Origin of the sequence: Streptomyces montanus (assembly GCF_005786655.1) — a bacterium.
Taxonomy (GTDB): Bacteria; Actinomycetota; Actinomycetes; order Streptomycetales; family Streptomycetaceae; genus Streptomyces; species Streptomyces sporangiiformans.
Genome location: NZ_VBZC01000012.1, coordinates 25956 through 51813 on the forward strand (window position 1 = coordinate 25956; position 25858 = coordinate 51813).

General features: G+C 70.0%; 28 protein-coding genes, 1 tRNA gene and 2 pseudogenes. 7 read left to right on the plus strand and 24 right to left on the minus strand.

Features of this window, described 5'->3' with window-relative positions:
- Positions 1-72: 72 nt before the first annotated feature.
- Positions 73-290 (plus strand): annotated as a pseudogene (locus FE633_RS48305) (hypothetical protein); the annotation flags it as partial.
- Positions 291-296: 6 nt separating this feature from the next.
- On the opposite strand, the gene FE633_RS12825 reads toward FE633_RS48305, so the two are convergent.
- The gene (locus FE633_RS12825) at positions 297-878 is read right to left on the minus strand and encodes a GIY-YIG nuclease family protein (RefSeq protein WP_138045247.1); all 582 of its coding nucleotides are present in this window, start codon (positions 876-878) and stop codon (positions 297-299) included.
- Between the two features lie 76 nt (positions 879-954).
- On the opposite strand from FE633_RS12825, the gene FE633_RS12830 reads away from it, so the two are divergent.
- Both FE633_RS12830 and FE633_RS49745 read left to right on the plus strand, forming a co-directional pair.
- Positions 955-1419, plus strand: a complete 465-nt coding sequence (locus tag FE633_RS12830) for a hypothetical protein (RefSeq protein ID WP_138045248.1) — start codon at positions 955-957, stop codon at positions 1417-1419.
- A 75-nt stretch (positions 1420-1494) separates the two neighbouring features.
- Positions 1495-1581 (plus strand): annotated as a pseudogene (locus FE633_RS49745) (class I SAM-dependent methyltransferase); the annotation flags it as partial.
- Positions 1582-2373: 792 nt separating this feature from the next.
- Here FE633_RS49745 and FE633_RS49215 read toward each other — a convergent pair.
- The 9 genes from FE633_RS49215 to FE633_RS12870 all read right to left on the minus strand — a co-directional run bounded on the left by FE633_RS49215 (position 2374) and on the right by FE633_RS12870 (position 9759).
- A complete protein-coding gene (locus FE633_RS49215) occupies positions 2374-2502 on the minus strand; it encodes a hypothetical protein (protein WP_281291180.1) in 129 nt (42 codons plus the stop codon).
- A 26-nt stretch (positions 2503-2528) separates the two neighbouring features.
- On the minus strand, positions 2529-3203 hold the full coding sequence (locus FE633_RS12840) for a hypothetical protein (RefSeq protein ID WP_138045250.1): 675 nt from the start codon (positions 3201-3203) through the stop codon (positions 2529-2531).
- Between the two features lie 109 nt (positions 3204-3312).
- Positions 3313-3678 carry a hypothetical protein gene (locus FE633_RS12845; RefSeq protein ID WP_138045251.1) on the minus strand — a complete coding sequence of 122 codons (366 nt, stop codon included), beginning with the start codon at positions 3676-3678 and terminating at the stop codon, positions 3313-3315.
- A gap of 87 nt (positions 3679-3765) precedes the next feature.
- The gene (locus tag FE633_RS12850) at positions 3766-4338 is read right to left on the minus strand and encodes a hypothetical protein (protein WP_138045252.1); all 573 of its coding nucleotides are present in this window, start codon (positions 4336-4338) and stop codon (positions 3766-3768) included.
- Positions 4338-6857, minus strand: a complete 2520-nt coding sequence (locus FE633_RS12855; RefSeq protein WP_246113584.1) for a DnaB helicase C-terminal domain-containing protein — start codon at positions 6855-6857, stop codon at positions 4338-4340. Before FE633_RS12855 ends, FE633_RS12850 begins: the two co-directional genes overlap by 1 nt.
- Positions 6858-7105: 248 nt before the next feature.
- On the minus strand, positions 7106-7285 hold the full coding sequence (locus FE633_RS12860; RefSeq protein ID WP_138045253.1) for a hypothetical protein: 180 nt from the start codon (positions 7283-7285) through the stop codon (positions 7106-7108).
- A gap of 893 nt (positions 7286-8178) precedes the next feature.
- Positions 8179-8544: a hypothetical protein gene (locus tag FE633_RS48310; protein ID WP_246113585.1), complete on the minus strand. Its 366-nt coding sequence runs from the start codon at positions 8542-8544 to the stop codon at positions 8179-8181.
- Positions 8541-9218, minus strand: coding sequence for a hypothetical protein (locus FE633_RS12865; protein WP_246113586.1), 678 nt, complete (start codon positions 9216-9218; stop codon positions 8541-8543). Before FE633_RS12865 ends, FE633_RS48310 begins: the two co-directional genes overlap by 4 nt.
- Before the next feature lies 1 nt (position 9219).
- Complete coding sequence (locus FE633_RS12870; RefSeq protein ID WP_138045254.1) at positions 9220-9759, minus strand: hypothetical protein; 540 nt, start codon at positions 9757-9759, stop codon at positions 9220-9222.
- A gap of 459 nt (positions 9760-10218) precedes the next feature.
- Between FE633_RS12870 and FE633_RS12875 the strand changes: the two genes are divergently transcribed.
- Positions 10219-10656 (plus strand): hypothetical protein, encoded by a 438-nt coding sequence (locus FE633_RS12875; RefSeq protein WP_138045255.1) that lies wholly within the window; start codon positions 10219-10221, stop codon positions 10654-10656.
- A gap of 136 nt (positions 10657-10792) precedes the next feature.
- On the opposite strand, the gene FE633_RS12880 is transcribed toward FE633_RS12875, so the two are convergent.
- The 3 genes from FE633_RS12880 to FE633_RS12890 are packed head-to-tail and all read right to left on the minus strand — an operon-like array spanning position 10793 to position 16184.
- The gene (locus tag FE633_RS12880; RefSeq protein WP_138045256.1) at positions 10793-13963 is read right to left on the minus strand and encodes an error-prone DNA polymerase; all 3171 of its coding nucleotides are present in this window, start codon (positions 13961-13963) and stop codon (positions 10793-10795) included.
- Positions 13956-15482: a DNA polymerase Y family protein gene (locus tag FE633_RS12885; protein WP_246113587.1), complete on the minus strand. Its 1527-nt coding sequence runs from the start codon at positions 15480-15482 to the stop codon at positions 13956-13958. Before FE633_RS12885 ends, FE633_RS12880 begins: the two co-directional genes overlap by 8 nt.
- Before the next feature lie 6 nt (positions 15483-15488).
- The gene (locus tag FE633_RS12890; protein ID WP_246113588.1) at positions 15489-16184 is read right to left on the minus strand and encodes a hypothetical protein; all 696 of its coding nucleotides are present in this window, start codon (positions 16182-16184) and stop codon (positions 15489-15491) included.
- 212 nt (positions 16185-16396) lie between these two features.
- Here FE633_RS12890 and ku point away from each other — a divergent pair, with 212 nt between their 5' ends.
- Together ku and FE633_RS12900 are read left to right on the plus strand one after the other, a co-directional pair.
- Entirely contained in the window at positions 16397-17311 is a 915-nt protein-coding gene (gene ku, locus FE633_RS12895; protein WP_138045257.1) for a non-homologous end joining protein Ku, read from the plus strand.
- 191 nt (positions 17312-17502) lie between these two features.
- Positions 17503-17910, plus strand: a complete 408-nt coding sequence (locus FE633_RS12900) for a DUF4352 domain-containing protein (RefSeq protein WP_246113589.1) — start codon at positions 17503-17505, stop codon at positions 17908-17910.
- A gap of 49 nt (positions 17911-17959) precedes the next feature.
- Here FE633_RS12900 and FE633_RS12905 read toward each other — a convergent pair whose 3' ends face one another.
- From FE633_RS12905 to FE633_RS12955, 11 genes are all read right to left on the minus strand, one after another.
- Entirely contained in the window at positions 17960-18841 is an 882-nt protein-coding gene (locus tag FE633_RS12905; RefSeq protein WP_138045259.1) for an ATP-dependent DNA ligase, read from the minus strand.
- Between the two features lie 271 nt (positions 18842-19112).
- Positions 19113-19796 (minus strand): hypothetical protein, encoded by a 684-nt coding sequence (locus FE633_RS12910; RefSeq protein WP_246113590.1) that lies wholly within the window; start codon positions 19794-19796, stop codon positions 19113-19115.
- A gap of 303 nt (positions 19797-20099) precedes the next feature.
- Positions 20100-20177: transfer RNA gene (locus FE633_RS12915), tRNA-Trp, on the minus strand.
- Between the two features lie 187 nt (positions 20178-20364).
- A complete protein-coding gene (gene lexA / locus FE633_RS12920) occupies positions 20365-21036 on the minus strand; it encodes a transcriptional repressor LexA (protein WP_138045261.1) in 672 nt (223 codons plus the stop codon).
- A 350-nt stretch (positions 21037-21386) separates the two neighbouring features.
- Complete coding sequence (locus tag FE633_RS12925; RefSeq protein ID WP_138045262.1) at positions 21387-21722, minus strand: hypothetical protein; 336 nt, start codon at positions 21720-21722, stop codon at positions 21387-21389.
- Positions 21723-21973: 251 nt separating this feature from the next.
- Entirely contained in the window at positions 21974-22402 is a 429-nt protein-coding gene (locus tag FE633_RS12930; protein ID WP_138045263.1) for a hypothetical protein, read from the minus strand.
- Positions 22399-23004 carry a GNAT family N-acetyltransferase gene (locus tag FE633_RS12935; protein WP_342791169.1) on the minus strand — a complete coding sequence of 202 codons (606 nt, stop codon included), beginning with the start codon at positions 23002-23004 and terminating at the stop codon, positions 22399-22401. The genes FE633_RS12930 and FE633_RS12935 overlap by 4 nt, the downstream gene beginning before the upstream one ends.
- Before the next feature lie 201 nt (positions 23005-23205).
- On the minus strand, positions 23206-23751 hold the full coding sequence (locus FE633_RS12940; RefSeq protein WP_138045265.1) for a hypothetical protein: 546 nt from the start codon (positions 23749-23751) through the stop codon (positions 23206-23208).
- Positions 23748-24131, minus strand: coding sequence for a DUF6415 family natural product biosynthesis protein (locus tag FE633_RS12945; protein WP_138045266.1), 384 nt, complete (start codon positions 24129-24131; stop codon positions 23748-23750). Before FE633_RS12945 ends, FE633_RS12940 begins: the two co-directional genes overlap by 4 nt.
- On the minus strand, positions 24128-24565 hold the full coding sequence (locus FE633_RS12950; protein WP_138045267.1) for a hypothetical protein: 438 nt from the start codon (positions 24563-24565) through the stop codon (positions 24128-24130). The genes FE633_RS12945 and FE633_RS12950 overlap by 4 nt, the downstream gene beginning before the upstream one ends.
- Before the next feature lie 84 nt (positions 24566-24649).
- A complete protein-coding gene (locus tag FE633_RS12955; protein WP_138045268.1) occupies positions 24650-24937 on the minus strand; it encodes a hypothetical protein in 288 nt (95 codons plus the stop codon).
- A 132-nt stretch (positions 24938-25069) separates the two neighbouring features.
- Here FE633_RS12955 and FE633_RS12960 point away from each other — a divergent pair, with 132 nt between their 5' ends.
- Positions 25070-25840, plus strand: a complete 771-nt coding sequence (locus FE633_RS12960; protein ID WP_138045269.1) for a GntR family transcriptional regulator — start codon at positions 25070-25072, stop codon at positions 25838-25840.
- Positions 25841-25858 lie beyond the last annotated feature (18 nt).

Consider the following 25858-nt stretch of genomic DNA (forward strand, 5'->3'; position numbering starts at 1 on the left):
GAGCGACCGCAGCGCCTCCCGGGTATTCGCGGCCTGCCGGACGGGGGTGGACAGACTCGCCGAGACTGCGCGCGCCGCAAGCCTGCCGTTAAGGGCTTCAAGGTGATCCCGCGACGCCGGGTCGTCGAGTGGACCTTTGGCTGGCTCATGCACCACGCCGTCTCGCCCGCGACTACGAAACTCACCCCCACCGCTCCGAGGCCATAATCCACCTCGCGATGATCGACCTCATGGTTCCGCCGGGACAGACCGCTCTTTTAGTGGCCTCACTGCATAGCCGTTGGCACTGAGAACGATCATGCTCCGGAGGGGTGCTTACGGTTCCTTAGATCGAGGAGCCCCCGGTTGCGGTTGGCGAAGGGGAGCGCTCCGTGAAGCGCGGTGAACTCCGCGATCAGCTTCGCCTCGGCCTGGCCGGCGGGCGGATCGGCCACGGTGCGCCAGGCGACCAGGAGCGTGTCGGAGTCGGCAAGCTGCCAGATGTACTCGCCGCCGCTGTGGCCGGCGTTGCGGCCCTGGCCCTGGCGGCGGTAGGCGTTCAGCCGTTTACTCAGCCCTTGGCGGCCAGCGGCCTTGCCGACGTACACCACTGTGGCACCGGGCACCCAGGCGCTGTTCAGGGTAGCGGCCGTCGTGGTGGGGTCGTGGCCCTTGCGGTGGCCGGCGGGGCTGCGTGCGAGGAAGACCGGGGGTGAGGCGGCGGGGCGCAGCACGACGTAGATGCCCTCCCCGGCGGGGACGGTGCTGTGCGGGAGGCCGGCGAACGGCACGAAGCCGACGAAGCCGCGCTCGGCCAGCGTCGCGCGTGTCAGGGGGGCGGGGCAGCCCGTTGAGGCCGCGGCGAGGCCGTTCTCGGCAGGTTCGGGCTCGGGCGTCATCGTGCGTCTACCTCCGGGGCGGCGCTGGGCACTGCCCGGCGGTGTCGATGCCTCGCACGGTGGCCAGACTTGGGCCATGGAGTGGATGACCTTAGTCAGTGCAGGCGTGGGTGCCATCATCGCCACCGCCTCCGCGGCTGTTCTCGAGCGCGGCCGCTGGCGCCGCGAGAGCCGGGAGCGCGAGACGGCCGCACGGAGGGTCCTTTACGGGGAGTATCTGGCGTGCTTATCCGAGGCGCGCAACGGATTCCGCAGCCTGGCCCGCGACACATCCCTTCCACTACAGGATCGCGCCGTTGCCGCACGCGGCTGCTTCGCCCCGTGCTACGGGCTCCGCTACCAAATGACGATCACCGCCCCGCACGCCGTGGTGGAGGCCTCAGAGGACGCCTTCCGCCGACTTCGGGATGTCCGGAACTTGGCGGCCGAAGGCGCCCTGTCGGACAGCGACGACTACGCGCAGGGAAGGGGCCGGTACGAGGACGCGCTGACGCGCCTTCGGGCGGCAATGCGCACCGACATCGGGGCAGACGCCGACTGACCCGGTGGTCCCGCCGGAACCGGGGGGCGACGACCGGCGGCGGGAGCTTCGAAGACACCGCATACCCTCGTACCCGTGACACCCCGCGCAGCGCCCCGCCCCGTGGGAACGGTGACTCGCGGGACGAACAACCCCAACCGTCCACGCCGCATGGCCCCCTGGAGAGATGAGGTTGCGCGCGGAGACGGTGGGCAACCGGGGCTCGTGGCGCTTCGGGAGACCGTGATCGCGGAAGCCCGCGAGACTGAGAGGGCATGGTGTTGAACGCTCCTGAGGCCGGCGAGCCGGTGGACGACCACGTGTACCGGCTCGACTTCCAGCCGGGTTGGGTCGACCTGACGCTGGACGACCTGGACTGGGTCGAAGCCTGGGCGTCGGCCACCGTGGCCGCGGCAACGCAGTTCGACTCCGCCAAGGTCACGGTCAAAAACCGCACGCTGGTCAGGGACTTGAGGAAACGCGCCCTTGCTCTGAACAGGGACGAGTCGAATCTCGCAGCCGCTTATTACACACCCGAAGGGCGGGCTCTCGCGGACTTCAGGCTCGATACCTACGGCGAGGAGGAGACGCCGCGGCCGTCGCCGGCCGAGGTGGTGCCGCTGCTCCTGGACCTCGCCGATGCGGAGATCGTCGGCGAGCCTGACGTCCGGTATCTGGATCTGGCTGTCGGTCCCGCGGTTCGCGTTCGAGCCGATGTGAAGAACAAGAGCAGGCGCCTGGGACTCGGCCGCGGACGGACCGCCGGTCTCATCAAGTACGCCGTATTCCCTCCCGGGCTGAACAGCCTGAGCGTTGCCTCGGTCAGGTGGTGGAACATGCAGGACGCCGACGAAGTCACGCGGCTGACCGACGAGTTGGCCGCCACCATGAGGCTTGTTCCTGCGGACGCCGACGGGAACGATCACGAGTGGCAGCCGCCGGTCAGTACCTTGAAGGCGCCGGGAGCATGTCGGGTCAGGCCAGGTGGTCGGCGACCAGGATGGCGAACTCGTCGGGGGTGGCCAGGTGTATGCCGAGGTCTTCGGCCTTGGCCCGCCTGGATCCGGCGTTCTCCCCGGCGACCACCAGGGTGGTCTTCTTCATCCAGGCTCATCGGCTCCGAAGCGCTGTCACGCGTCCGGGTTCTTACCCGAAGCCGCCTGCTTGATCCGGTCGATTTGGAACTTGGCGAGCGCGTCTATGCCGTCCGTCTTGGCCAGGTCCGTTCCCGACAGGTGAACGACGACCGTGCCGACGCGCATCGTCACGTCGGCACTGTAGTAGTCGCTGATCTCTTCGGAGAACGCGTCAGTCTCTTCCGCGCCCGCCGAGACCTTCATCGGCTCTGCGTCGGTACCTGCTTGCTTGCGTGCCGCCGCCACCAGACTCTTCATGGCCACGCCCGCGTTCTCGACAGAGTCGAAGGAGTGGACCTTTACGAACACCGTGTTGTCCCACTGGGACGCGCCCACCGCTTCAAGCATCGCCCGCCCCATGGTGACCAGTCCGCCGCAGTTCGACTGGGTGTCGTTCTCGCAGTCGCTCGCCGCTTCCTGCCCGGCTTTCGCCTCGGCGCTGCCACCGACCGCCACCCTCCACCCCTCGGGGAGACTGCCGGTACTGGGCAGCGCCATACGCACCTGGTCCGAAGTCAGCGCGACCGGCGCCTTGCCCTCGTGCCCCTCTAAGGAGTCACCGTTCTGTCCACCAGCCGGCCCGCTCTCTTCACTACCTCCCCCGCATCCGGTCATCGCCACCACCAGTAGCGTCGCAAGCACCGTCCCCCGCACCGCAGCGTTCACCATCAACTCCCCACTGATCCACAGCCACTTGAGAGATCACTCAAGCCTATTCAGGCACCCGATGCCACCACGATCCGGAATCAAGAGACACAGGCAACGGGGCGGGTCCCCCTCATCGCCTCGGCCGCCTCCCAGTGCGACCGGAAACCGCGTCCGAGTTTGGTGACACCCAGAGCACCCTCGTCCCGCCACGGTGCTCGGCTACGGCCTTCGCTCGGGCCTGGCGGACGGTGCGGTCGGCGATATGGGCGAGCCTGTCGGTGATCGCCTCGACAGCGCGAAGCCAGCCTTCGTGGACTTGGTCGTTGCTGTCGGAGGGGGACTGGGTGTCCAGCTCGATGACTTCGCCTTGAGCGCCTTCCACGGCGCCGGCCTGGATGGCCGCGATGAGGGTGTGTACCTCAGCCGGGCTCGCGCCCGCGGCGTCGAGGAGCTCGATCACACGCTGCTTGGCGTTCGCGGCTGTTTCTCCGTACACGGCGATCAGCGGTAACTTCCGCCGTTGTGGTGGCTCATGCGTGGATTCCCTTGCTGCGGTGGGTGGTTCGGCTGCTCGTGCGTGCTGTTACCGGACTTCGACGGAGTACGAGGCGCCGGGGAACTCCCATCCGTCGGTTCCTTCGCCGATGTCCTCGACGATGACGTCGTCGATGAAGTGGTCCTCGAACTCGTCGTCGGTGAGTTCGCCGGCGAGCCAGAGTTCCTCGATCTCGTCCCAGTTGCCCCGGCTGCCGTCGATGCGCAGGGGCGCGGCGTCCACGGTGCCGCGCGTACGTTCGTCGTCGCCGGTTTTGACGACGCCGCTGATCTCGTACTGGCCCCGTCTGATGTGGTCGGGGATCGGGTCGGCGGGAACGATGGCGACGTTCTCGTACGCGGTGTGGATGATGTCCAGGTAGCTCCGGCGGACGTTGTACTCGGAGTCGGACAGCCAGTTGACCAGAGTCTTGGTCGTTACGTGGAGGCCTGCGTCCTCCAGGGCCTGCTGCCCGCGGTGGGTTGCGGTGAGCTGGCTGAGCTGGGCGTGCCAATGCTTGGCGTTGTACGACGACAGCCGGTGGCGGGGGGTGACCTGGGAGCGCAGGAGGTCGTTGAGGGCGGCGCCCAGGGAGTCGCCGCGGCCTGTGGGGCCAGCCATTAGTCGTCACCTTCGGGGATGATCTCGCCGGGCTGGATGAACTTGGCCTTGACCTCGCCGAAGCCGGTCCCGATGCGGTACGTGGCGGGCGGCGTGGCCGCGGGTGTCCAGAAGACGGCCGCGTCGACGTTGCGCAGGGCGATGAGGGTGTGGCCCTCCTGGACCGCTTTGAAGGCCACGGTCCAGTGGCGGACGGAGGCCTCGGCGACCATGCTCATGCGCCAGTCCGGCCGCCAGAACGGGGACTTCTGTTCCTTGCGCTTGGGCCACAGCAGCCGCAGCGCGATGGACAGCCGGGTCTTGTACTCCTTGTACGGCTCGCCGCCGGTCTGGACGAGCTCGATACGCGCTTTCCGGGCCGCTTCGTAGAAGGGCTTGAACAGGGACTCGTTGGCCTTCCCCGTCCAGGAGTCGTGGATGGCCGGCATGGCGGCGAGGTGGTCTTCGCGGACGAGCTTCATCAACTGCTTGATGTGTGGGGTGGTGACCCACACTCGGCCCTGCTCGTCGGGCCGGTCGATGATCCGCCCGAGCGGGTGCGGCATGTCCGTGCGGTTCCACTCCGGGATGTCGATGAGGTAGATGCCGGCGCTGGCCTTGTCGAACGCCTCAAGGGGCCCGGTGTGCAGCAGTCGGTTCGGGGCGAGGGGGACGGCTGAACAGGCGGACGGGTAGCTGCCGTTGCGGTCGATCAGGCACAGCACCCCGTCGCCGAACGAGTCGGGCACATCGAGCTGATCCCGCCGTACCCGCTTCCCGTTCTCCCGGATGAAGGGCACGCGCGTGCTGGTGACGTCGGGGTGGACCCAGCGCGGTTCGCCGTCCATGTGCTCACTGATCAGCGGCCACGGCCCGCTCTCCCGCTCCTCGAGGCGGATGACCCTGATCGGGTGCATCTTCGAGCGGCCGACCGCGTCCTTGAGGAGCTTCAGCGCGGGGAAGGGCGCGTCTTCCGGCTCGTCCTCCTCGTCCCCAGGCTGTAGTTCCACTTCTGCGTCGTCTTCGTCGTCCGGGACGTGTCCGCTGCCCGCGGCGGGCCCGGTAGCGGTGGGCTGCCCGGGGGCGCCGGTGGTCCCGGCGGTGGTGTAGGCGTTCAGCGCGGCGGCGAGGCGGCGCCCCTCGGCGTCGTTCGGCAGTTGCTGCGGCGCCGCAGCCGTCTCGGCCAGGGACGGCCCGAGTTCGTCAAGGGCTTCCTCGTCACCGTTGGCCAGCGCGGTGCGCAGCGCGGCCAGCACGTGGGTGACGGAGGCTGGCAGCCCTTGCCGGGCGCCGGACGTGTAGGGGAGCGCCGCTTCGGCCAACTCCCGCTCCATCGCGCTGCCCAGACCACGCGCGGGTTCTCCACTGTCCGTACGGCCGACGGCGGGTGTGCCGGCATCGAGGAAGCGGGCGTGCAGCAGATCGGGGCGCAGATACGCCGAGCCGATCGCGCCGAAATCGCGCTCCGAGACCGTCACTTGAACCTTGGAGGGGTCCTGAGTCGGTGCGAGCGTCAACATGACGTCGGCGTCCAGGAGATCCAGGAGTGTGGGATCGGCGCTGTCCACGATGGCGAGCACCGGCACGTGGAGGGTGCGCGCGAGGGAGGCCAGGACCTGCGAGGCATTCGGGAGGAGGTCACCGGACAGGGGAAGCCGGGCGTTGTGGGCGGCTTGGAGCCGGTCCACGACCACGAGAGCCAGGTCCTCGACATGCGGGGCGGTCTCCGCGATCGCCTCGGCAGTCAGGTCGCTGCCGTCATCGATGAGCAGCACGGAGGCCTTTTGGCGGAGCTGCTCGGCGAACTGCTGCTCGTGCTCGGTGAGACGGCCCTGCTTCAGGCGTGGGTAGTCGCCGCCGGTCTCGGCGGCGAGGATCCGGCGGAAGATGTCGGCCCGATTCGGTCCCGACGCCGCGTACAGAACCTTGCGGCTGTCGATGAGCCCGGTCTTCCTGGCGGCAGCCAGACCCAGCAGACTTCCGCCGCCGGCCGGGGGAGCCGCGACGAGTGTCAGCAGGCCCGGCTGCAGACCGCCCGTCGCGGCATCCAGGCCGGGCAGCCCGAACGTGGGGCCGCCGACCGGGCCGGAGCTGAGCACGGAACCGATGGTGTCGCCCAGCGTGGCGAGCCTACGCGGCGCGCTGCCGCGATCCTGTGTTCCCTGGCTGTTCACCGCACCTCCTGCGGGCACCGCGCCAGCGTGCGCGGTCGTGTCGGACGAAGGGGCACTTGACGGGGTATCGACGGGGAGCAGCACCGCGACCGGGGTACGGCTGCGCCGGAGTACCTGCGGCTGGCCCTGGGCGGCCAGCGTGATGAGGTCGCCGAAGTCCTTCTGCGCCGCACTCAGCGCGTGGGACGGGAATGCATCGGCCTTCCGGGCTGCCGGAAGCCGGTCGAGCGGCGCCAGTAGAACGCGCTCCCGATGCTTGTGGATCAGCGTGGTACGTCCTTCCAACTCGGCGCGCTTCACCAGAGAGAAGAGCTCTGTACGGGCTTCGGTCGCGTTCATCGCGGCATCTTCGTGCGACTGACTCATTCACCCTCCTAGAACACTCAACTCACCATCATGATATCAGAATCAACTCATTTTACTGGTGCGAGTCACACACTTCTATGGGATATACACTCACTCGTGAAGCTCTTCGGGATGAGTTGACGGCTTTGGCATTCGCAGCCCGGCACCGACGAGCAGCTGCACGACAAGACAAAGGCCGGAGCCATCACCTGGCCCCGGCCTTCGCTCACTCCGTCCGCAGACGATCACATCTCGCCGAACAGGCAGGCTCAGATGCCCGCTGCCGACTCCTGCTCTTCGGGCGTCTCCTTGTACGCGACGTACCCGACGGCGGAGTAGGCCCTGCTCAAGTTGCTGTGCAGGTCACCCGCGAGGTCCCGCGCCCTGCCGGACGACTGGCTGAAGCGCTCGAGCACCTCATCGAGCGGCTCGCCCCGGTAGTCGGACACGTACCGGGGTGCGCCGCAGCCGGATCACTGATGGTGATGAGGTCCGACAAGCTCCGCTGGCCGGGCATAGGGCCGAGGAGCTTGGGCCCGTAGTACGTCCACAGTTCCAGCGCGGCCTCCAGGAGCGACGCGCGGTCCGCGCGGGGCATCCTCTCGACCGTGGCCGCCAACAGCCGTGCGTCGCCTGCGTGGAGACGGGCGTGTTTGACAGAAGATCCGGATGGGCTTGGCGGCGGGACTTTTCGCGTCCGGCTCGTGGATCACGTGCAGGTTGTAGACGGACCCGGCTGTCACCGCGAGCACGATCGGGTCCTCGTCGTCGAGGAGCTTCGCCGTGAGGGACTCCTGGCACGGAGCGCACCGCTCGATGCACGCGCCGATCAGCCCGGACGCAGTTCGCATGTCCGGCGCGGTCTCCAGTCCCCACCGGGCGGGGACGGCCGGCTGGAGGTCCTTGTTCGACGGGCCGCCGTCGTGCTGGTGGAGGGTGCCGGCGTTGGCGGCGGCGTATGCGGCGCCCCGGTTCCGGCTCGTCTTTCTCGCCCGGCTCTTGCGGCCGTGGCTCTTGGTCATACGGCTCTCGCATTCCCGCGCCCGGCCCCATGACCCGATGCGCGCGATGAAGAGCAGCATGCGGAAGGCTCAACGGCTATACGGCCGCCAAAAAGTTGCTGTGCCTCTCACATTGATGCTCACAGGCCAGACCCTCGTGTGGGGTCCGCGGGCACCTTTGCCGTGGTGCCCCCCTGGTCATGGGCCAAGGGGCGGGCTTGGGCCGATGTGTCGGCCCCTGCCCGCACCCTACCGCTCGGCGATCGGGCCCGGGAACCGATGGCCACAGGGCACCAGGGGGCAGCGCCGGGGATCGCGAAGGCCCGGTCGCAAGAGCGGGACTACTCCCAGCAGTGGCATCCGACGCACAGGGTGCAGCAGCCGCACCCGTAGTTGCACATCGACGACTGGAGGTGCCCGCAGGCCGCATTGATCGGGCTTTCGCCGGGAATCGGGCAGAAGCACTCGCCCTCGGGGCAGTTGTGGCGGCACCCGTCGTCCTCGTTGTCCGGCGGGAGTCCGCACGGCCCGGAGTGCGCGATCGTCTGGGGACAGGCACGGCCGGCTCCGTCGATCCACCGCCCGCAGTGGGTGACGAACAGGCCGCCCGCGGGGATGCGCCACTTCTCGTCCTCGGCGCGCTGCCGTGCCGCCCAGCCCGCTGCGAGCTCGGCGTACCAGTCGGTGCCCGGTTCGGCCGCCGTCACCGCCCGGCCGCCTGCGGCTGGGTCGGGAGGGCCGCGAGCGGGGATCGGTGGCCCTTGGGGGTCGCGCGGACAGCTGCCCAGTCAACACGGCGGCTTCGGGTGAGCCGGTCCAGGTCGGCCTGGCGGTAGAGCATGACGACGTCGTGCTTGTTCCAGCCGGAGCGGGCGGTGGCCGCGTAGGTCAGGAGCCCTGCCCGGACCAGGTGGTCGAAGTCCGATGCCCGGAGGCCGAGAACGCGTGCAGCGGCGTCGCGCATGTGGAGTTGCCCGGCGCTCGAGGCGCGCGTGACCTTCCGCCGGTCCTTGAAGCGTTCGAGGGTGAGCCCGCAGTACAGAGGGTGGCCCTTGTGGTCGCCGACCACGGGCAGGTGGCCGCGGCGGGCGAGTTCGGCGGCGGTGCCGGGGTGCACGGTCATGTTGAAGCGTTCAGTGAGGTGTTCCTCGGCGCGGGTGGCGCCGACGTCGGGCATCGTGCCGACGGCCTGCCGGATGGCGTCGATGCGGGCGACGGCGTCATCGAAGACGGCGGCCGACCATCGGTCGCCGGCCACGTCGGGGCCGGGGATGAGCCCGAGGCGCTGGGCGCGGGTGAACTGCCACAGCGCCAGACCGGCGCGGTCGGGGAACTGCAGGGGGCCGTACGACTTGAGCGCGGCGGCGGTGGTGGTGGTCACGTCAGGCCTCCAGGTACGAGACGACGTACGGGGCCCCGACGTCGTCGCGGTCGGCCTCGGCCTCCCCGCGCTCTTCGTCCTGCGCTTCCCAGACCATCTCCTGGTACTTGTCGTCGTATGGGTCGTACGGCTCCCGGGCCGCGTCGGCCATGTCCGCCCAGTAAGCGGCCTCCGACTCGGCGTCCTCGGCGGCCCGCTCCTCCGGGGTGAGCGCGGCGCGGCGGGCGTCCTCCTGCTCCCGCTGCGCCTGGCTCTGGGCGTCGTAGTAGCCAGCCCAGACGTTCACGGCGTCGTTGGGTCCCCAGCTGCACCAGCCCCAGCCGCCGTCGAGGCTCTGGTGGCCGGCCGCGCGGGCGCATCGGCCGCCGTCGATGGGGTGGGCCATCCCGTTGCAGACGAGGACGAGTTCCTTAGAGGGCTGCCGCGGTGCCGTACGGGGTACGCGGCGTAGTTCGGCGAGGACGTCGGGGAACCGGCGGCCGGTGGCGTTGGCGATCTCCCGGGCCTGGCGCTTGAGGTAGTCGCTGCCTGATTTGGTCACGGTCGTCTCCAAGCGGGATCCCACGCTCCCCGCCGGACGTCGCGTGAATGGGCGCAGCCGGACAGACGGATCCTTCGGGTGGTGCTGCGCGGGACCCAACTTCGGTCCTTGTCCGGCGGCGCTGCCCCGGTGCGGCGTGGGCGCGGGGCAACAGCGGAAACGGCGGTTCGCGGCATGCCGTTTTCTACGGGAACCACCGTACCGGGCAGCACTGACAACCGGGCCACGACTGCGTCGTGGCCCGGTTGAGCAGAGCGGCGGTGAGCAGGACCCTGGCGCGAGTTCCACGCCGGGGGATGGTGAGCCGGTCCGCGATCCAGTCCGGGAGTTCGAGGATCGGATGTCCCGGGTGATGACGTAGGGCGTGCCGTCCACGGCGGACCAGCCACAGGGTCCGAAGCCGGGCTCCGGAGACATGGGTGCGCATCGCTGTCAGCGAGTCGAACTAGCATCCAAGGCATGAGCACTCCCGCCTCCGCAGCCGAGGACAAGCCGTTCGATCCGAAGGACTTCCCGAAGGACCTGCTCGCCGCTCAGCTCAAACTCGCCGAGCTGTACGCCGCGCTCCACGCCCACCAGGCCCGCCTTCCCTGGTCCCGTGAGGCAGACGACGGATGGCCGGACGAGCCGGAGCGATGGCACCGACCCGGGCGCCCGGAGACGACTGGCTGGGAGGCAGCCGCCGCCGAGACGTACGACCGGCTGTGGGAGGACCTCCGAAAGGCGGCCGCGGCCGTGCAGGGACACAACCACTGGAAGATCTGCAAGCAGTACGGCGTCGAGGGCGCCGACTTGGTCGCTGCCCGGCAGGCCCTCAAGAACGCCGAGGGCGCCGTCCCCGCACCCAAGAAGGACGAACCCGCCCTCGACCAGGACGACGTCGAGCGGGCCGCCTGACGAGCTCCCTGTGCCCGGGCCAGGGCGAGCAAGTACCCCATTCCAGTGACACCCGCCCGCAGCTCGGGGCCAGACAACTTCCTCCTGTCGGTGAGGCCTTGAGGCGCACTCAGTCGCGTCCCGAGCGCGGCATGCGTCACCTGCGGTGACGGCGGCCTGCTGCTGGCACCGACACTGCTTCCGCCCGGTGCACGATGACGTTGAACGCGCCGTGCGAGCGTTCGGTGTGGCCGTCGATGAGGACGGCAGGGGCTTCGAGGAGGGTGCGCGCGAAGCGGTCCCAGACGGGTGGCGCGAACACCAGGTTGATCATGCCGGTTTCGTCTTCGAGCGCGCCGAAGGCGACGCCGTTGGCGGTGGGCGGGCGCTGCAGGTACTTGGCGAGTCCGCCGAGCCGTACCCGGGTCTGGTCCGCCATGGCGCGTGCCGCGGCCGCGGGCAGAGCGCCGCACTGCTGCAGGTAGGCGCGTACGTGCTCGATGGGGTGGGTGGCGGCGCTGGCCCCGGTGGTAGCCAGGTCCGCGGCCGTGGTCTCCGCTGGTGTCATCGCAGGCAGATCGGGGGCGGGCGCGAGGGCGCCGAGCCCGGGCAGGTAGGGCTGGTGGCTGCGAGGGAAGGCACCGGCCGTCCACAAGGCGGTGCGGCGGTGCTCGCCGAAGCTGTCGAACGCCCCGGCCGTGGCGAGGTGTTCCATCAGCCGCGCGGACAGTCGGGTGCGGCGGGCAACGTCCTCCAGGTCCTGGAACGGCCGCTCCGTGCGGGCGGTCACGATCGTTCGGGCGGCGTCCTTGCTGAGACCGGTGACGCTGGTCAGGCCGCGCCGGATGGCGGGCTGCGCGGACGGGCTGGCCGGATCGGGGACGAGCGTCGCGTGCACACCTGAGGCCTGGATGTCGACGCCGTGCACGGTGATGCCGCGGCGTTTCGCGTCCTGGATCAGGGTCTGGGAGTCGTAGAAGCCCATGGGCAGATTTGCCATGATCCCGGCGAGCAGCGCGGCTGGGTAGTGGTGTTTGATCCAGGCGCTGGCGTAGATGATGCCGGCCATCGACTGAGCGTGGCTCTGTGGAAAACCATAGTCGGAAAACGCCGCAATCATGCCGGTGATCTGCTCGGCTGCCGCACGCGGAATGCCCTTGCGGGCCATACCGTCCAAGAGGTGGCCGCGCAGCTCGGCGACCTTCTCCGACGCGTGCTTGGCGGCCATCGCCTTGCGCAGTCGGTCCGCCTCCCCCGGGGTGAAGCCAGCGCAGTCGATCGCCAGCATCATGGCCTGCTCCTGCCACAGGGCGACACCCATCGTCGCTTCCAGGGCGCGCTGGGCGAGCGGGTGCGGATAGGTCACCGGCTCTTCGCCGCGGCGGCGCCGCAGCAGGGGATGCTTGGAGCCGGCCTGGATCGGGCCCGGCCTGATGATCGAAGCGGCGATGGCGAGGTCGTCGAAGGTCTCAGGCCGCAGCTGCGGCAAAGTCGAGACCTGGGCCCTGGACTCGACTTGGAAGACGCCGATGGTGTCGCCGCGCGCGATCATGCGGTAGACGTCCGGGTCATCCTGCGGGATCGAGGCAAGGTCCAGGTGCACGCCGTGGTGTTCGGCGATCAGATCGCACGCGGTGTGCAAGGCGGACAGCATCCCAAGCCCAAGCAAATCGATCTTGACCAGCCCGGCGGCGGCCACATCGTCCTTGTCACCCTGCAAAACTGAGCGGCCCTCGGCGGTAGCCCACTCCACGGGCATGATCTCGCCGAGGGGCTGCCGGGTAAGCACCATGCCGCCGGAGTGCACGCCCAAGTGCCGGGGCAGCTTGTGGAGTTGGGCGGCGAGTTCTCGTACGTCGGCGGGTACGTCGGCGTCCGGTGCCGGGGGCTCGTGGTGGTGGATGTGCCGGGTCATCTCGCGGATGCGGCCGATCGGATAGCCCAGCGACCGCGCCGCCCCTTGCACTGCAAGCCGCGGCCGCATCGTGATCACGTTGGCGACCTGGGCGGCATGTGCGCGGCCGTAGCGCTCGTAGACGTACTGGATGACCTCTTCCCGGCGGGCGTTCTCGAAGTCGATGTCAATGTCGGGCGGGCCTGCCTTCTCCATCGACAGGAAGCGTTCGAACAGCAGGCCGCCATGCCGCAGGACATCGACCGAGGTGATCCGGAGCACGTAGCAGACGAGGGAACTTGCCGCCGAGCCGCGGCCTTGGCACCAGATGCCGCGGCCGATGGCGAACTGGCAGATGTCGTGAACGATCAAGAAGTACCCGGCCATGCCCAACTCGGCGATCACAGCCAGCTCATGGTCGAGCTGAGACCATGCTGCGGCTGCAGATGGATCGTCGCGGTCTCCGTACCGTGCGGCGCAGGCCCGTTCGGCGAGATAGCGCAGCCATGCGTCCTCGGTGAACCCCCTTGGGGTGGGGGCGCCGGGTAGTTCGGGGCGCAGTTCGTCGAGGTCGATCACCAGGTTGCGGCCGAGTTCGATCGTGGTCTCAAGGACCCCGGGGTGGCGGGCGAGCGCCTGCTGCATTTCCGCGTGGCTGCGCAGGTGTGCGGTCGGGGCGGGCATCAGGTGGCCGGCGGCGTGGTCGAGGTCCTCGCGGCGACGCAGGGCGGCGAGGGCCTGGGCGAGGCGGGCCTGGTGCGGGGCGGCGTAGTGGACGGCGCCGGTGGCGATGAGCGGGCAGCCGGTGCGGCGCGCGGCCACGGCCATCACGTCCATGGCGACGGAGTCCTCGGGGAGGTGGTGGTCGACGAGTTCGCCGTACACGCAGGGTCCGAACACCTCCACCAGGCGCTGCAGTCGGTGGGCGACCGCGTTCACGTCCCGCCGGTCGAAGTCCGGGCTGGGGCAGCCGGGCAGGACTGCCCAGTGGCCGTCGCTCGCGGCCGCGGACAGCGCCTGCAGGTCGTAGCGGGGCGCTCCCTTGGCGCCGGCCAGTTGCGCGGCGCTGATCTGCGCGGAGAGGCGGCGGTATCCCTCCAGGTCGCGGGCGAGCACCACGGGCGTGCCCAGCTCGGGGTCGTTCAGGGTGAGTTCGGCGCCGTAGACGGTGCCGATCCGGGCCGCCTTGGCGGCTTCGGCTAGGCGCCGGGCGGCGTAGAGGCCGTCGCGGTCGGTGACGGCCAGCACCGTGATGCCCAGCCGGGCCGCCTCAGCGATCAGCTCGTGCGGCTGCGCGGCTCCTTGAAGCCAACTGAAGGCGCTGTGGACGTGGAGTTCGGCCCAACCCGGCTCGGCCGTGCTCCCCTCCCCCACGGTCGTACGGCGTCGGTGTGCCGTCGGCAGGGGCAGGACGGGTGCGCGGTGGTCATCCATAGTGGGCCTCCGCCCACCACCGGCCGTGCTCGATGAGCAGCAGCCAGGCGCGGCCGTCGGCGGCCGCGATCTGCATCCGCGCGATCCGGCGGGAGCGTTCGCGATCCCACCACTGCTCCAGCACGGGCCACGGTCCGGCCCATCCCGCGACCTGGGCCTCGCCGTGCCCCTCCACCGCGACGTGGGACGGGGCGGCGGACAGGGCGAGGCGGCCGGAGATGGTCACCGGCTGTCGGTCCTCGTCGGTGAGCTGGGCGGGCAGCCAGGTCGGGTAGACCGTGGCGGGGTGCGGGGCGGGCAGCCGTCCCGGCCACGGCCCGGTCGGCAGCCGATCGCCCGTGTCGAGGTCGCCGAACGGTACGAGCCGCACGCGATCGGCTGGGCCGCGGCCGCCGCCGAGCTCGACGCGCACCACCGATCGGTGGCCGAGCAACGCCTGCACCCGGGCGGCGGCCCGCTCCACTTCTTCCGGGGTGTCCCGCTCGCCGAACAGCGCGGCCTGGCGGCCCGTTGCCGCGCTCAACTGCTCCGGCCGCAGCACCAGGCGGACGATGCCGCGCTCGCCGCCGGCATCGAGAGCGCCGGCATCTGCCCAGGCCTGCAGCACCCCGCGCACCCGCTCCGCGATCGCCAGCGCGGACAGCCGTCCTTCATGGCGGAAGATCCGGGTCAGGGTGCGGCCGTCGGCGAGTTCGATGCCGGCTTCGAGGCGGGCGCACACCACGCCGGCTGCGGCCAGGCGCTCGTGGAGTTGCTCGGCGAGGGCCTTGGCGACGAAGGTGACCGGCTCCAGCAGTTGCTCGGCGGGCTCGAAGGCGTACGTCACCACGTGGTCGTCACAGCTCGCGCGCGCGGTGAGCGGGCGGGCCTCGACTCCGCGGGCGGAGCGGTGCGCGGCTGCGCCCTCGCTGCCGAAGCGGGCCAGCACTTTGTCCTCGGGCAGGGCCGCGAACTGGCCGACGGTGTGGATGCCCAGGCGGTTGAGGAGTTCCGTCAGGCGCGGCAGGCCGAGCACGCCCACCGGGTACGGGGCCAGCCACGCTGCGTCCGCCCCTACGGGGACGAGCTGTCCGGCGCGGGCGGCGAGCGCCGCCGTGAAGACGGTATCCGCGATGCCCGCGCGGGCGGGAAAGTCGAGTTCGGCGACAGCGGCCACTAGCCGGTCGGCCAACTGCTGCTCGCCGCCCCAGTACCGGGACGGCCCCCGGGCAGGGGCGGCGATCAGGCCGGGGCGGATCACCTCCAGGCGCGGCATCACCGTGTCCTCAAGGTGCCGCGCCACCGGCTCGAAAGCGCGCATCTCCGCTGCGAGGTCTCGCTCGACGACGCGCAGCTGGGGGCAGCGGGAGAGGGCCACGCGTAGCCGCATCCGGCGCCGCACCCCGGCCGCACGGGCGGCCGCCGAGCACGCCACCACCGCGTCCCCGTGCATGACCGCCACCGCCTCCGCCGCCTGCGCCCCGATGGTGAGCACCGGGAGGTCGGGGATCCAGCCGACGACAACGCGGCCCTTGCCCACCGCGGGTCACCCCACCACGCGCAGGACCGGACGCCGCTCGCGCCCAGCACCCGGCGCTGTGGCGGGTGCAGGCGTGCAGGTGGCATCGCTCTCGTGGGACAGCGGCGCGACGGCACCGTCGGGTCCGGGCAGCCACATCTCGGCATACCGCGGGGCGGCTCCGGCACCGCGCCCGGCGGCCGCCACCCTCACGCGGCGACCGCGCAGGAGACCGTGCCCGTCGCCCACGCCCTCCCATCGCGCGGAAACAACCTGCAGCCGCGCCTCAGCCCCCTGCCACGGGCCCGCGGCCAGAAGGACCGTCCCGCTGCGCCGCAGTACGGCGGCCAGCCGCCGTGCGATCCGGTCGGGCACCGCGCCGAGCGGGCCGACCAGGATGACAGGGACCGCCTCGGCGACGGTGGCCAGGACCTGCGCCCACTGCTGGCCCGGGTCGTCGATCCGCATGCCGCTCGCCAGGTCCAGCCCTGCAGCCTCGGCCGCGAGCGCCCCCATCTGCGGCAAGCCCACCGCAGCCCAGCCGACGGCCTCCGTGGACGCTTCCGCCGCCAGCGCCAGCAGCAGCGGCATGTCCCCACCGGCGCTGGTGGCCGTACCGGGGCGGATCCGCCCGCCCGGCAACAGAGCACGGAGCGGCGAGGACGACGCCGACTCGCCGGCGCCGACCTCCGCTCGCACGCTCGCCACCAGTCTTGCATCCATGAGGTTGATATTCGTACATAGGTTCGAATGAATCAAGGCGGCCACCCCGGATCTGTGTGACTCGCAGCGATAGGTGGCCATATCGGGCAGGTAGTAACCCGACGGGCTGCGTGCTGGGGCACCAGGGTGCGGCCTGTGCTGGCTGCCTCGCATGCGGGGCAGCTACGCCACTCGTAGGCTGATGCTGCTGGGGGTTATCGCGGAGGATTGCCATGCCCCGAACCATCTGGAGCGGCGCCATTTCTTTCGGTCTGGTCACCTTGCCGATCAAGGTGGTCAGCGCCACTGAGGACCACTCAGTGAGGTTCCACCAGTACCACCTGGAGGACATGGGCCGGGTTCGTGTCCGGAAGTACTGCGAGGCCGAGGGCCGCGAAGTCACGAACGATGAGATCGGCAAGGGCTACGAGCTCAGCAAGACGCAGGTCATCCCCATCAGTGATGAGGAGCTGCGGGAGTTGCCGCTGCCGACGGCGAAGGCGATCGAGATCGTGGCGTTCGTTCCGCTCTCCTTGATCGATCCCATCCGTATTGGTGAGGGCTACTACCTCGCGCCGGACGGGCAGGTCGCGGCGAAGCCGTACAAGCTGCTGCGGCAGGCTCTGGAGAGATCGTCGAAGGTGGCGATCGCCAAGTACGCGTGGAGCGGCAGGGAGCGGCTGGGCCTGCTGCGGGTGCGGGGCGACGTGATCGTGCTGCACGCGATGCGCTGGCCGGACGAGATCCGCGACCCCGCCGAGCTGCTGCCGCCTTCCGTGGAGCTGTCCGAAGACGAGATCGAGGGCGCGCTGGCCCTTATGGGCACCATGACCCGCGACGGCCTTGAGGGCGATGAGTTCCGTGACGAGTACACCGAGGCGCTGGAGCGGGTGATCGAGGCGAAGCGGGAGGACCGCGAGCTGCCCGCGGCGCCGCAGCCGGCGGCGATGCCGGGCAAGGTGCTGGACCTCATGGCCGCGTTGAACGAATCCGTGGCCCAGGCCAAGGCTTCCCGCGGTGAGGACATCGAGGCCGAGCTGCACGAGTTGCCGAAGAAGACTGCGGCGAAGAGGCAGCCGGCTAAGAAAGCAGCTCAGAAGAAGGCGACCGGAAAGACGGAGCCGAGGAAGCCGAAGAGCAGCGCCTAGCAGCCAAGGAGAGTGCAGATGAATCGCCTGTTTGCCCTCGCACTCGCGATGTTGCTCGCTCTCGCGTGGCGGCCTGCGGCGGCAAAGAGGTCTCCACCACTCCGGAAACGAGCACGCCTGAGGAAACCACGACAGCGCCGCAGCAGCCGAGCCCGACCCCGACTCCGAGCGAGACGCCTTCGGTCGCTGCGGTGGGCGACACGCTCAACCTGACCGGCATTGAGGAGGACGAGAAAGTCGCCGTCACCGTCGTCAAGGTCGTCGATCCAGCACAGCCCGAGGACGAGTTCTCCAGTCCTGACTCAGGGAAGCGTTTCGTAGCCGTCCAGTTCCGGCTGAAGAACATCGGCACCCAGGTCTACGACGACTCGCCGGACAATGGCGCGAACGTCCGGGATGCCCAGGGACAGCAGTTCAGCCCCACGCTCGGGGAGACAGCTGCGGGCCCGGGCTTCGGCGGGAGCGTCACGCTTACCCCCGGCGACACCGCACTCGGTTTCATCGTGTTCGAGGTCCCGACCGATTCGAAGATCACCAGGATTCAGTTCGGGCTGGCCAGCGGCTTTGCCCGCAACATCGGTCAGTGGACCGTGTCCTGACCTGGACAGCGCCTTGCAGGCTTTCGATAGAAACCTGCTGTGATGCCCGTCATGGCAGGTCTGCGCGGAGGCGGACGAAGCGCATGGTCCGGTGCCTGGTCGTGCCCACCTCTACTTCGGCCACCATCAGGGCCGTGACCTGCTTCCATCCTCCCGGCGACACCTCGCCGAGCATGCCCGTGAGGGCCTGGCCGACCATCGCGCGCTGCGCGCTGCCGAGCTGGGCGGTCTCGGCCGCGGTGCCGTCCGGCAGCCGCACCATGAGCCGGATCGGCCGGGTGGGCGGGCCTGCGATCGCGACGACCGGGCAGTCGACCGTCTCGGTGTGCCGGACCTTCAGCCAGCGGGTGCGGCCGGGCACATACGCGGTGCCGAGTCCCTTGGCGACGATCCCCTCCACGCCGTGGGGCCGCAGATCCTCGTACCAGGCCAGGGCCTCGGGTCGGCTGGTGGTCGCCAGGACCGGCTGCACAATGCTCGGCTGAGGCGGCAGGAGCTCGCCGAGACGGTCGAGGCGTTCCTGCAGGTGTCGCAGGCGCCAGTCCTCGCCCGTTGTGGCGAGTAGATCGAACGCAAGGTAGACGACCGGCGGCCACCGGCGGCGGTCACGGGCGCGCCGGTGGGCCAGTGCGGCGAAGTCCAGCCGGTCATCGACCACCGCGCACAGCTCGCCGTCCAGCACGGTGCCGACCGGCAACTGGCGCAGTTCCTCCAGGACGTCGGGGAACATGGCGCTCAGGGCGCCGCCCTGCCGGGAGACGAGCACCGGGCGATGCTCCTCGAGGACGGCGGCGACCGCCCGCCATCCATCGGCCTTGATCTCGTAGCGGGTGGGGCCGCTGGGCCAGTGATCCTCTAGGGGCAGTTCGCGCGCCGCGACCGGCCGGACGACATCGACCGGCGGCCGTACAGGTACCTCGTCGCTGCCCATGAGCCCAGTCCAGCGGAACAGGTCAGGCAGCGCACGCGGACGCGGTGAGGGTTAGCCCGGCTCCGCCGACTGGAGGCCGCTCAGGCTGGGACGAGGGGCTGACCGTCGCGCTTCGGGCGCAGGCGAGCGGGCACGCAATGAGGCCTGGTCCGCCACCACGGGGGGAGTGCCGGACCAGGCCTGAGGTCCACGGTGCCACACCCGCCCCCGCCACGCGCGGTCTGCGGGTGAAGTCGCCGCAGGATGGCGCGACTTCGTTCGAGTGGATGCGTTACGACCGGGCCCGCAGCAAGGTGAGGACGGCTGCCGCGTACGCGCGGGATCGTTCCCATACGGCGAAGTAGTCGGTGTGCATCTGGCTGGCCTCCTCCATGCGGGCCGGCGGGATCCGGATGCCCTCGCCGCGTCCGAGGAGAAGGTTGGCGCGGCGGCTCATCTCCAGGCTGAGATCGTGGATTGGCTCCACCGGTTCCCCTCCCTCGCTCGTGCCGTCGGGGTGGTACGTCTCGTAGAGGCTGTCGCGCCCGCGGTAGCCCACGCGGCTGGCCTGCAACAGCCGCGCCTGTTTGGCGACCTCCTGTACCAGCGGGTCGTCCGGGCTGCCGAGTCGGAGCTCGGGCCCGGGCGTCGGGATCGCCCGCCAGATGCCGGCGTACGTGGTGTTGATGGTGTCGATCCACCACTGGGGCACGTGGCCGCCGGGCAGGATGCGCGGCTGCGGCAGGCGATGGGGCGGCCGCTTTCCGCCCGCGCGTCGGGCGAGCAGCTTGCTGGCCGAGCGCAGCAAGGCGGCGTCGTGTGCCTTGCTCAGGGCCACAGCGACCCGGAGTTGGTGGGCCGCGGCCTTGTACTGGGGTGTCTGCACGTAGGCGCGGAGCTGGCGTCGGTACTCGGCGGGCTCGAGGTCGTCACTGTTTGGCCTCGTGGGGCTCCCGGTCTTCTTCGCTTCTTCCACGCGCCGGTGGGCCGCCTGAGCTCGGTTGAGCTGATGCGCGAGTCGTTCGATGGCTGTCGGCCACGGGCCCCCCACCACTCGCGATCTCCCTTCCCATTGGCGTTCGGCTGCTTTTGGGCAGGCTATCGGTCGGTCGTCCCGCATCCGATGTCTTCTCAGTCGGCCGCTTGGAGCAGGCGCAGGACGCCGACGACCTTGCCGAGGATCTGCGCCTGGTCGCCGGGGATCGGTTGTTAGGACGGGTTGGTGAGTCGCCTCGGCGATGGCGGAGGCCCTGACGCCCTGGGAGCCGTGATCAGTCAGTGGCAGAGGTGGCAGGAGTCGAACCTGCGGCATCCGGTTTTGGAGACCGGCGCTCTGGCCTCTCTGAGCTACACCCCTTCGATGGGTGCCAGCTTGGCACGCCGGCACTCCCGGTCTCCACCGGATTTCGGGCGTCAGTGTCGGGCCTGTGCGGATTTGTTGCTCTCCTATGCCCGATGTGGAGAACTCCGTGCCGAGTATGACGCAATCGCCGATGGGAAGCGGCCCACGAGACTCGCCTCCGTACCGACCCAGGCTTTTCCGGTCAGAGTTGGCGCAGGACGCCGACGACCTTGCCGAGGATCTGCGCCTGGTCGCCAGGGATCGGTTCGTACGCGGAGTTGCGGGGCATGAGCCACACCTGGCCGTCCTGCCGGCGCAGCTGTTTGACTGTGGCCTCGTCCTCGAGGAGCGCGGCGACGATATCGCCATGGTCGGCGCTGTCCATGCGGCGGACGATGACGATGTCGCCGTCGCAGATCGCCATCTCGATCATGCTGTCGCCGACCACGGTCAGGGCGAACAGCTCGCCTTCGCCGACGAGTTGGCGCGGCAGTGCGTAGACGTCCTCGACCATTTCCTCGGCGAGCAGGGGTGCGCCGGCGGCGATGCGCCCGACGAGCGGCACGTCCACCGGAGGCTCGGTTTTGTCTCCCAGGTCAGGCGCCCAGGAGGGGCGTACGCAGTAGGCGCGGGGACGGTGCGGGTCGCGGTACAGGACGCCTTTGCGTTCCAGGGCCATCAGCTGGTGGGCGACCGAGGATGTACTGGCGAGCTTCACGGCCTGGCCGATCTCCCGCATCGACGGCGGGTAGCCCTGCCGGTCGACTGTCTCCGTGATGTAGCGGACGATGGCCGACTGGCGGCTCGTCAGCTCTCCCTCCGCGGTCCGGGGGCCCGGGGGACGTCCCCGGCGTGCTGGCGCGCTGTTCTCCATCCCGGGCACCTCCGTACAAGATCCTCTCGGAACGAGACCTTAACCCGCCATCCGGCGCAAATGGAACGCCCTTATCGAACACATGGACCCGGCGCCGGGTGCGCCCTCGGGGAAAGGAGCGTGGCCCGGCGCCGGGAGTTGCTTCCCGCCGTGCCGACGGCGGGACGGTTGGGAGGCGGGGTCAGCCGTAGCCGCGCAGTACGACTGCCCTCTGCGTCCGGTTCAGCGAGTACGTCTGCCGGAATACCCAGCCGGAACCCAGGGCTTGGATCTTCTCTTCGGTGAAGGCGCGGTGGAACGGATCGGGCGCCCGGCTTTCTGTTTCTGCCCGCGCGAGCCTGGGGGCGGTCTCACGGCGACACCTCTCCCGGCAGCAGTCCTGCCTGGACTGTCTTGGTGCGGGCGTCCTCGGACAGGAACCAGGTGGCCCTCGCGCCCAGAAGGCCTACGTACATCAGGCCGTTGCCCCTCTCCCCGGCGATGGCGGCCTTGCTGTCCGGGAGCTCCGGGCGGGGGTCCTCTACTTCGACGAGCAGCACGTCGTCCTCGGCCACTGCCAGTCGTACGGTCATCTCCGCCTCCGCCTCGTCGGGGTGGGTGTGGACGGTGGCGTTGTGCGCTAGTCGCGACAGCACCTCGACCGCCGTGGGGATGTCCCCGGGCCATCCCAGCACGGTCAGGGACATGCGCGCGGCGTCCCGGAGGCGGCGCAGGCTCGCCGGGGTCAGGGCGTAGGTCCGGCGCCAGTCCCGGTCGACGGGCGCACCGGGTCCTAAGAGTGGGGTTGCGTCGGATCGCGGCGAGGAATGGACGCGCAAGGGGTGCGGCAGCCACCGCGCTCGAGCGGCAGCCACCGCGCTCGAGCGGCGGCCGCGCGCCGTACGAGCTCCGCCCGGTGGCGTTGGGTGTAGGGGCACCACAGCCACCGGGCGGAGGTTCAGGAGGCGGATCGGCTCCGTCGCACGGGATCAACTGCGGTGGCGCCGCTGCCCGTTTGCCGATCGTCAAGGCGGTCGGCTGGCTGAACGGTCAACTCGATGACCGCGTCGGGATCTGCGACTTCGAGCACGAGCCGTTCGCTGGACGCGACTGCGGCCAGGGCCTGGGCCTGGAAGGCGCCGTCGCAGACGTGGTCGACCAGCATGCCGCGCGCCTCGTCGTCTTCGAGGAGGTCAGCAATGAAGCACGCGCGGCGTACGAGCCACAGGAGTGCGTCGTTCGGCGTCTCCACGATGGCCCGCTGCAGGAGCAACGGGCGGCCCGGCAGGCGCGCGATGTTCTCGCAGAGGTACGGCGTCCGCCCGGTCTTGATCTGTAAGAGCCGGTGGTATGGGGTTGAGTCTTCCGTGGGAGGCGTGGCGATCACGTCGGCTCCTGCCCTGCCCAGCGGGACGTGTCCGGGGCCAGCTCCGTGGTACACACGTCGGTCGCCAGGGGCGGGTCGTCACTGGTGATCAGTGCGCGGAGTCCAGGCAGTTCACGGGGGCGCTGCTGCATCTGGAACGTGCGCTGGAGGCTTCTGTCCCGGGTGTGGCGTACGTCGTCCCAGCCGAGTTCGTCACGGAAGTGGTGCATGAGCCGTTCGCCGTGGACGGAGCCGCGCACCCATTGCAGCTGGAGGTCGGTGCGCCGGGCGGCGTAGTCGAGCGCCCAGAGGGTCATAAGGCGCCCCAGCCCGCCGCCGTGGTGGGCGGGGTGGGTGTACATGGTGGCCAGGCCGAGCGAGGGCTCGGCTCGTTCGCTCGCGGTCCACCCCCACGAGGGGGTGGTGGCGTACAGGACGACGCTGCCCACGATCTCGTCGTCCTCGGCGAGCACCATCAGCGTCATGTCGTCGCCGCTGTCTCCGATAAGGGCGCGGACGGCGACGGCGTCCGACGGCGGCAGGCCGCGTTGGCGTATCCAGTCATCGCGCGCTTGCAGGAGGTCAGTCACCGCCGTGCGGTCGTCCTCGGCGGCCGGACGCATCTCGTACACCAAAGCTCCGTCTCTCGATGTGGGGGCGGGCGTGGCCGTACCGTCGACGGCGGCCAGGTCCGTGCGGTGTCACGGGGCGCGGAGCGTGTGGATCAGCGCTACGCCGAACGCGATGACGCGAGCGCAACAGAGCGCGGTAGTGATGGCGGCCTCGATGATCCGCGTCCGTACGGGCTGTCGCCGGGGCGCACTTCACGAGCGGCCGCCTTCCTCTGTGTCCTGCTGCCCGAACGCGCTGGGCCGTTGGTGGGCGGCGAGGGTGGCTCTCATGGCCGCGCGCAGGACGTCGGGGTGGTGGAGATGGCCGCTTCCGTCCGGCGGGATGGGCCAGGAAGGGCTGTGCACCGAGACCGTCCCGTCCTGGGGCTCGCCGGGCTTCGGGGCGACGATCCAACTGCCGGTGCCCAGCGTCCGGGTGGTGCCCCTTTCCTCCCAGGCCGCTGCGGTCCCTGAGGGTACGAGGAAGGTGTATCGCGGGACGCCGTAGAGCACCGGGCCGGTGGGACCGTCGAGGGTGCGGAGCCGGTCGAGTACCGCGCGGCCCATGACCGCGGGCAGCACGATGCCGTCGAACCGGACGCCGGTCGGGATGAGCGCCGGCCTGCCGAGACGCTCCCACTGACGCCATACAGAGTTCCGGTCGGCGGGGTTCTGCAGTGCCTCCACCAGCCAGTGCGGCCCGGCCAACTGGCCCATGTTCATGGTCTGTTCGTCCCTCTCCGCGGGCCGTCTGGTCACGATGAGCTCGGTGTCGGGGAGCCTGCTGCGTGGTGCAGGCGAAGTTCGCGGCAGCAGTCCGCGAGGGGGACTACGGCTACCGTGTCCCGCGCGGTGTATGTCGGTGCCTCTGCGAGTAAGCGTTTCGCCCGGTCGACGCTGCGCTGGGCCAGGAAGGAGGAGCGCTCTTCCTTGTTCGGCAAGGCGTCCACGATCGCCTGCGCCTCGGGAACGAGCATGGCGAGGTGGCCGCGCAGCAGCAGGGCGAGGAGGTCGGCTTCCTCCCGCTCAGGGCGCGGCTCACGAGTGTTGAGGATGCGCTCGATCGCCGCGCCAACCAGGGCCGTGTCCAGGGGCAGAGACTGGTGCTCGGTGCTCTCGTATTCCACGGTGACCGTCATGGCCGCCCTCCGGTCTCGCCGGATTGGGAGGTCTCGGCCTGCTGGGTCAGGCCCGCTGCGATCAGTTGCGTCACGGCGCGTGGAGGGCACAGGTCGCCCTCGTACCGGGGTGGCACCATCGAGTGGCTGCCGGGAGGCTCGGTGACATCGAGGCGGGGTACTCCCAGCCATGTGCCCCAGCCGAGACACTCGGCCTGAAGGCCGGAATTCCAGCCGGTGCGCAGGCGGGCCGAGACGTGCAGCGGTGCCAGGTCGTACGCCTCGTGCACGACGGTCCATCCCTGGCGGGTGGCGAAGTCCGCCAGAGTCACGAGGGTGTGGACGGCGATCCGGGAGTTGACGGTGGTCGTGTAGAGCGCGATGTCGGCGCCGGCCTGAGTGGCGCCATCGGTCGGTACTGGTGGTCCGGCAGTGATGGGGATCGGGTGGGTCATGCCTCAGCTCCAGAGCCTTCGAGGCGATCATGCGGCGCGGTGCAGCCGACGGGCGCGGAGCGGACGCTCGCGCGTGGGGCGGAATCACAGTGACTCTCCCCCGGGGTCGGCCTTTTCGATCTCGGCCCAGATGACGGAGGGCCCGTCGTGCGGGACGTTGTGCCCGAAGCGGTCGGCTGTGCCGAGCAGGAAGTCGAGCAGGCCGAGGCGGACCGCTTCGCTGAGCGTGGGCGGCACCGGTGCCGAGATGCGCAGGGCGGCGTCGGTCTCCTCGATGCGGACGGCTTCGGGATCGTCTTGGTCAAGGGGCGCGCCAAGCGCGGTGGTGAGCATGGAGGCGATCGCGGTGGCCTTGGTCGTCGGCGAGCTCACGAATCTCCCCCGTACACGCATGATCACGTAACGTATATCTGATGCATTAGCTTGAACCTGATGCATTAACTTGTCAATTGAGCGCCGCTACCCGGCACTTCGAGAAGCCGCCGACCAGTACGGAGTCCGCGCATGGGCCACGACGAGCCGCCGCACCAGGTGGTCGCCAACGACCTGCGCCGTCGCCTCGCGGACGGCGAGTGGGAGGCCGGCGCGAAATTGCCCTCCCGGGCACAGCTCGCCCAGCACTACGGCGTGGGCACCAACGTGCTGCAGAAAGCACAGGAACGCCTCATCGTCGAAGGGCTCCTCGAAGGCCGCGCGGGATCAGGAACCTACGTAGCCCAGCCACGCGAGCGGCGCCGGATGATCCGTTCCCGGCACCGCGAACGCCGCGGCGGCAGCCCCTTCCGCGCCGACATGTACGAGATCGGCCGCAGCGGCACCTGGGAGGCGTCCTCCGAGGCCCGCACACCCGCCCCGGAGAACATCGCCCGGCGCCTCGGCATCGCTCCCGGCGACTCGACCGTGCGCACCGCTTATGAGTTCCTCGCCGACAGCAAACCCGCCCAGCTCTCCGTCAGTTGGGAGCCCATGGCCATCACCGGCGAGACCCCCATCCTGCTGCCCGAGATGGGTCCACTTGCAGGCAAGGGCGTCGTCGAGCGGATGCGCTCCATCGGCGTCCACATCGAAACCTGGTTGGAAATCCCGCGGCCGGCCCGCGCCACCCAGGAACAGGCCGACCTGCTCGGCATCAACGTCGGCGACCTGGTCCTGGCGATCGAGCGGACGTACTACGACGGCGACGGCCGCGCGGTGGAGACCGCTGACATCGTCATCCCGGACCGCACCTGGGAAGTGGCCTACGAGTTCGCCGTCGACCCGCCACACCCGGATTGACCGTCCGGTACTGGCGCA

What these genes read in the sequence shown, in the direction of transcription:
- FE633_RS12880 (WP_138045256.1), bottom strand. Translation starts at nt 13,963, where the DNA reads ATGGATGACCACCGCGCACCCGTCCTGCCCCTGCCGACGGCACACCGA.
- FE633_RS12840 (WP_138045250.1), bottom strand. Translation starts at nt 3,203, where the DNA reads ATGGTGAACGCTGCGGTGCGGGGGACGGTGCTTGCGACGCTACTGGTG.
- FE633_RS12950 (WP_138045267.1), bottom strand. Translation starts at nt 24,565, where the DNA reads ATGACCCACCCGATCCCCATCACTGCCGGACCACCAGTACCGACCGAT.
- FE633_RS12825 (WP_138045247.1), bottom strand. Translation starts at nt 878, where the DNA reads ATGACGCCCGAGCCCGAACCTGCCGAGAACGGCCTCGCCGCGGCCTCA.
- FE633_RS12925 (WP_138045262.1), bottom strand. Translation starts at nt 21,722, where the DNA reads ATGTCCCTGACCGTGCTGGGATGGCCCGGGGACATCCCCACGGCGGTC.
- ku (WP_138045257.1), top strand. Translation starts at nt 16,397, where the DNA reads ATGCCCCGAACCATCTGGAGCGGCGCCATTTCTTTCGGTCTGGTCACC.
- FE633_RS49215 (WP_281291180.1), bottom strand. Translation starts at nt 2,502, where the DNA reads ATGAAGAAGACCACCCTGGTGGTCGCCGGGGAGAACGCCGGATCCAGG.
- FE633_RS12830 (WP_138045248.1), top strand. Translation starts at nt 955, where the DNA reads ATGGAGTGGATGACCTTAGTCAGTGCAGGCGTGGGTGCCATCATCGCC.
- FE633_RS12890 (WP_246113588.1), bottom strand. Translation starts at nt 16,184, where the DNA reads ATGGATGCAAGACTGGTGGCGAGCGTGCGAGCGGAGGTCGGCGCCGGC.
- FE633_RS12875 (WP_138045255.1), top strand. Translation starts at nt 10,219, where the DNA reads ATGAGCACTCCCGCCTCCGCAGCCGAGGACAAGCCGTTCGATCCGAAG.
- FE633_RS12960 (WP_138045269.1), top strand. Translation starts at nt 25,070, where the DNA reads ATGGGCCACGACGAGCCGCCGCACCAGGTGGTCGCCAACGACCTGCGC.
- FE633_RS12935 (WP_342791169.1), bottom strand. Translation starts at nt 23,004, where the DNA reads ATGCGTCCGGCCGCCGAGGACGACCGCACGGCGGTGACTGACCTCCTG.
- FE633_RS12850 (WP_138045252.1), bottom strand. Translation starts at nt 4,338, where the DNA reads ATGGCTGGCCCCACAGGCCGCGGCGACTCCCTGGGCGCCGCCCTCAAC.
- FE633_RS12905 (WP_138045259.1), bottom strand. Translation starts at nt 18,841, where the DNA reads ATGGGCAGCGACGAGGTACCTGTACGGCCGCCGGTCGATGTCGTCCGG.
- FE633_RS12945 (WP_138045266.1), bottom strand. Translation starts at nt 24,131, where the DNA reads ATGACGGTCACCGTGGAATACGAGAGCACCGAGCACCAGTCTCTGCCC.
- FE633_RS12855 (WP_246113584.1), bottom strand. Translation starts at nt 6,857, where the DNA reads ATGAGTCAGTCGCACGAAGATGCCGCGATGAACGCGACCGAAGCCCGT.
- lexA (WP_138045261.1), bottom strand. Translation starts at nt 21,036, where the DNA reads ATGGAGAACAGCGCGCCAGCACGCCGGGGACGTCCCCCGGGCCCCCGG.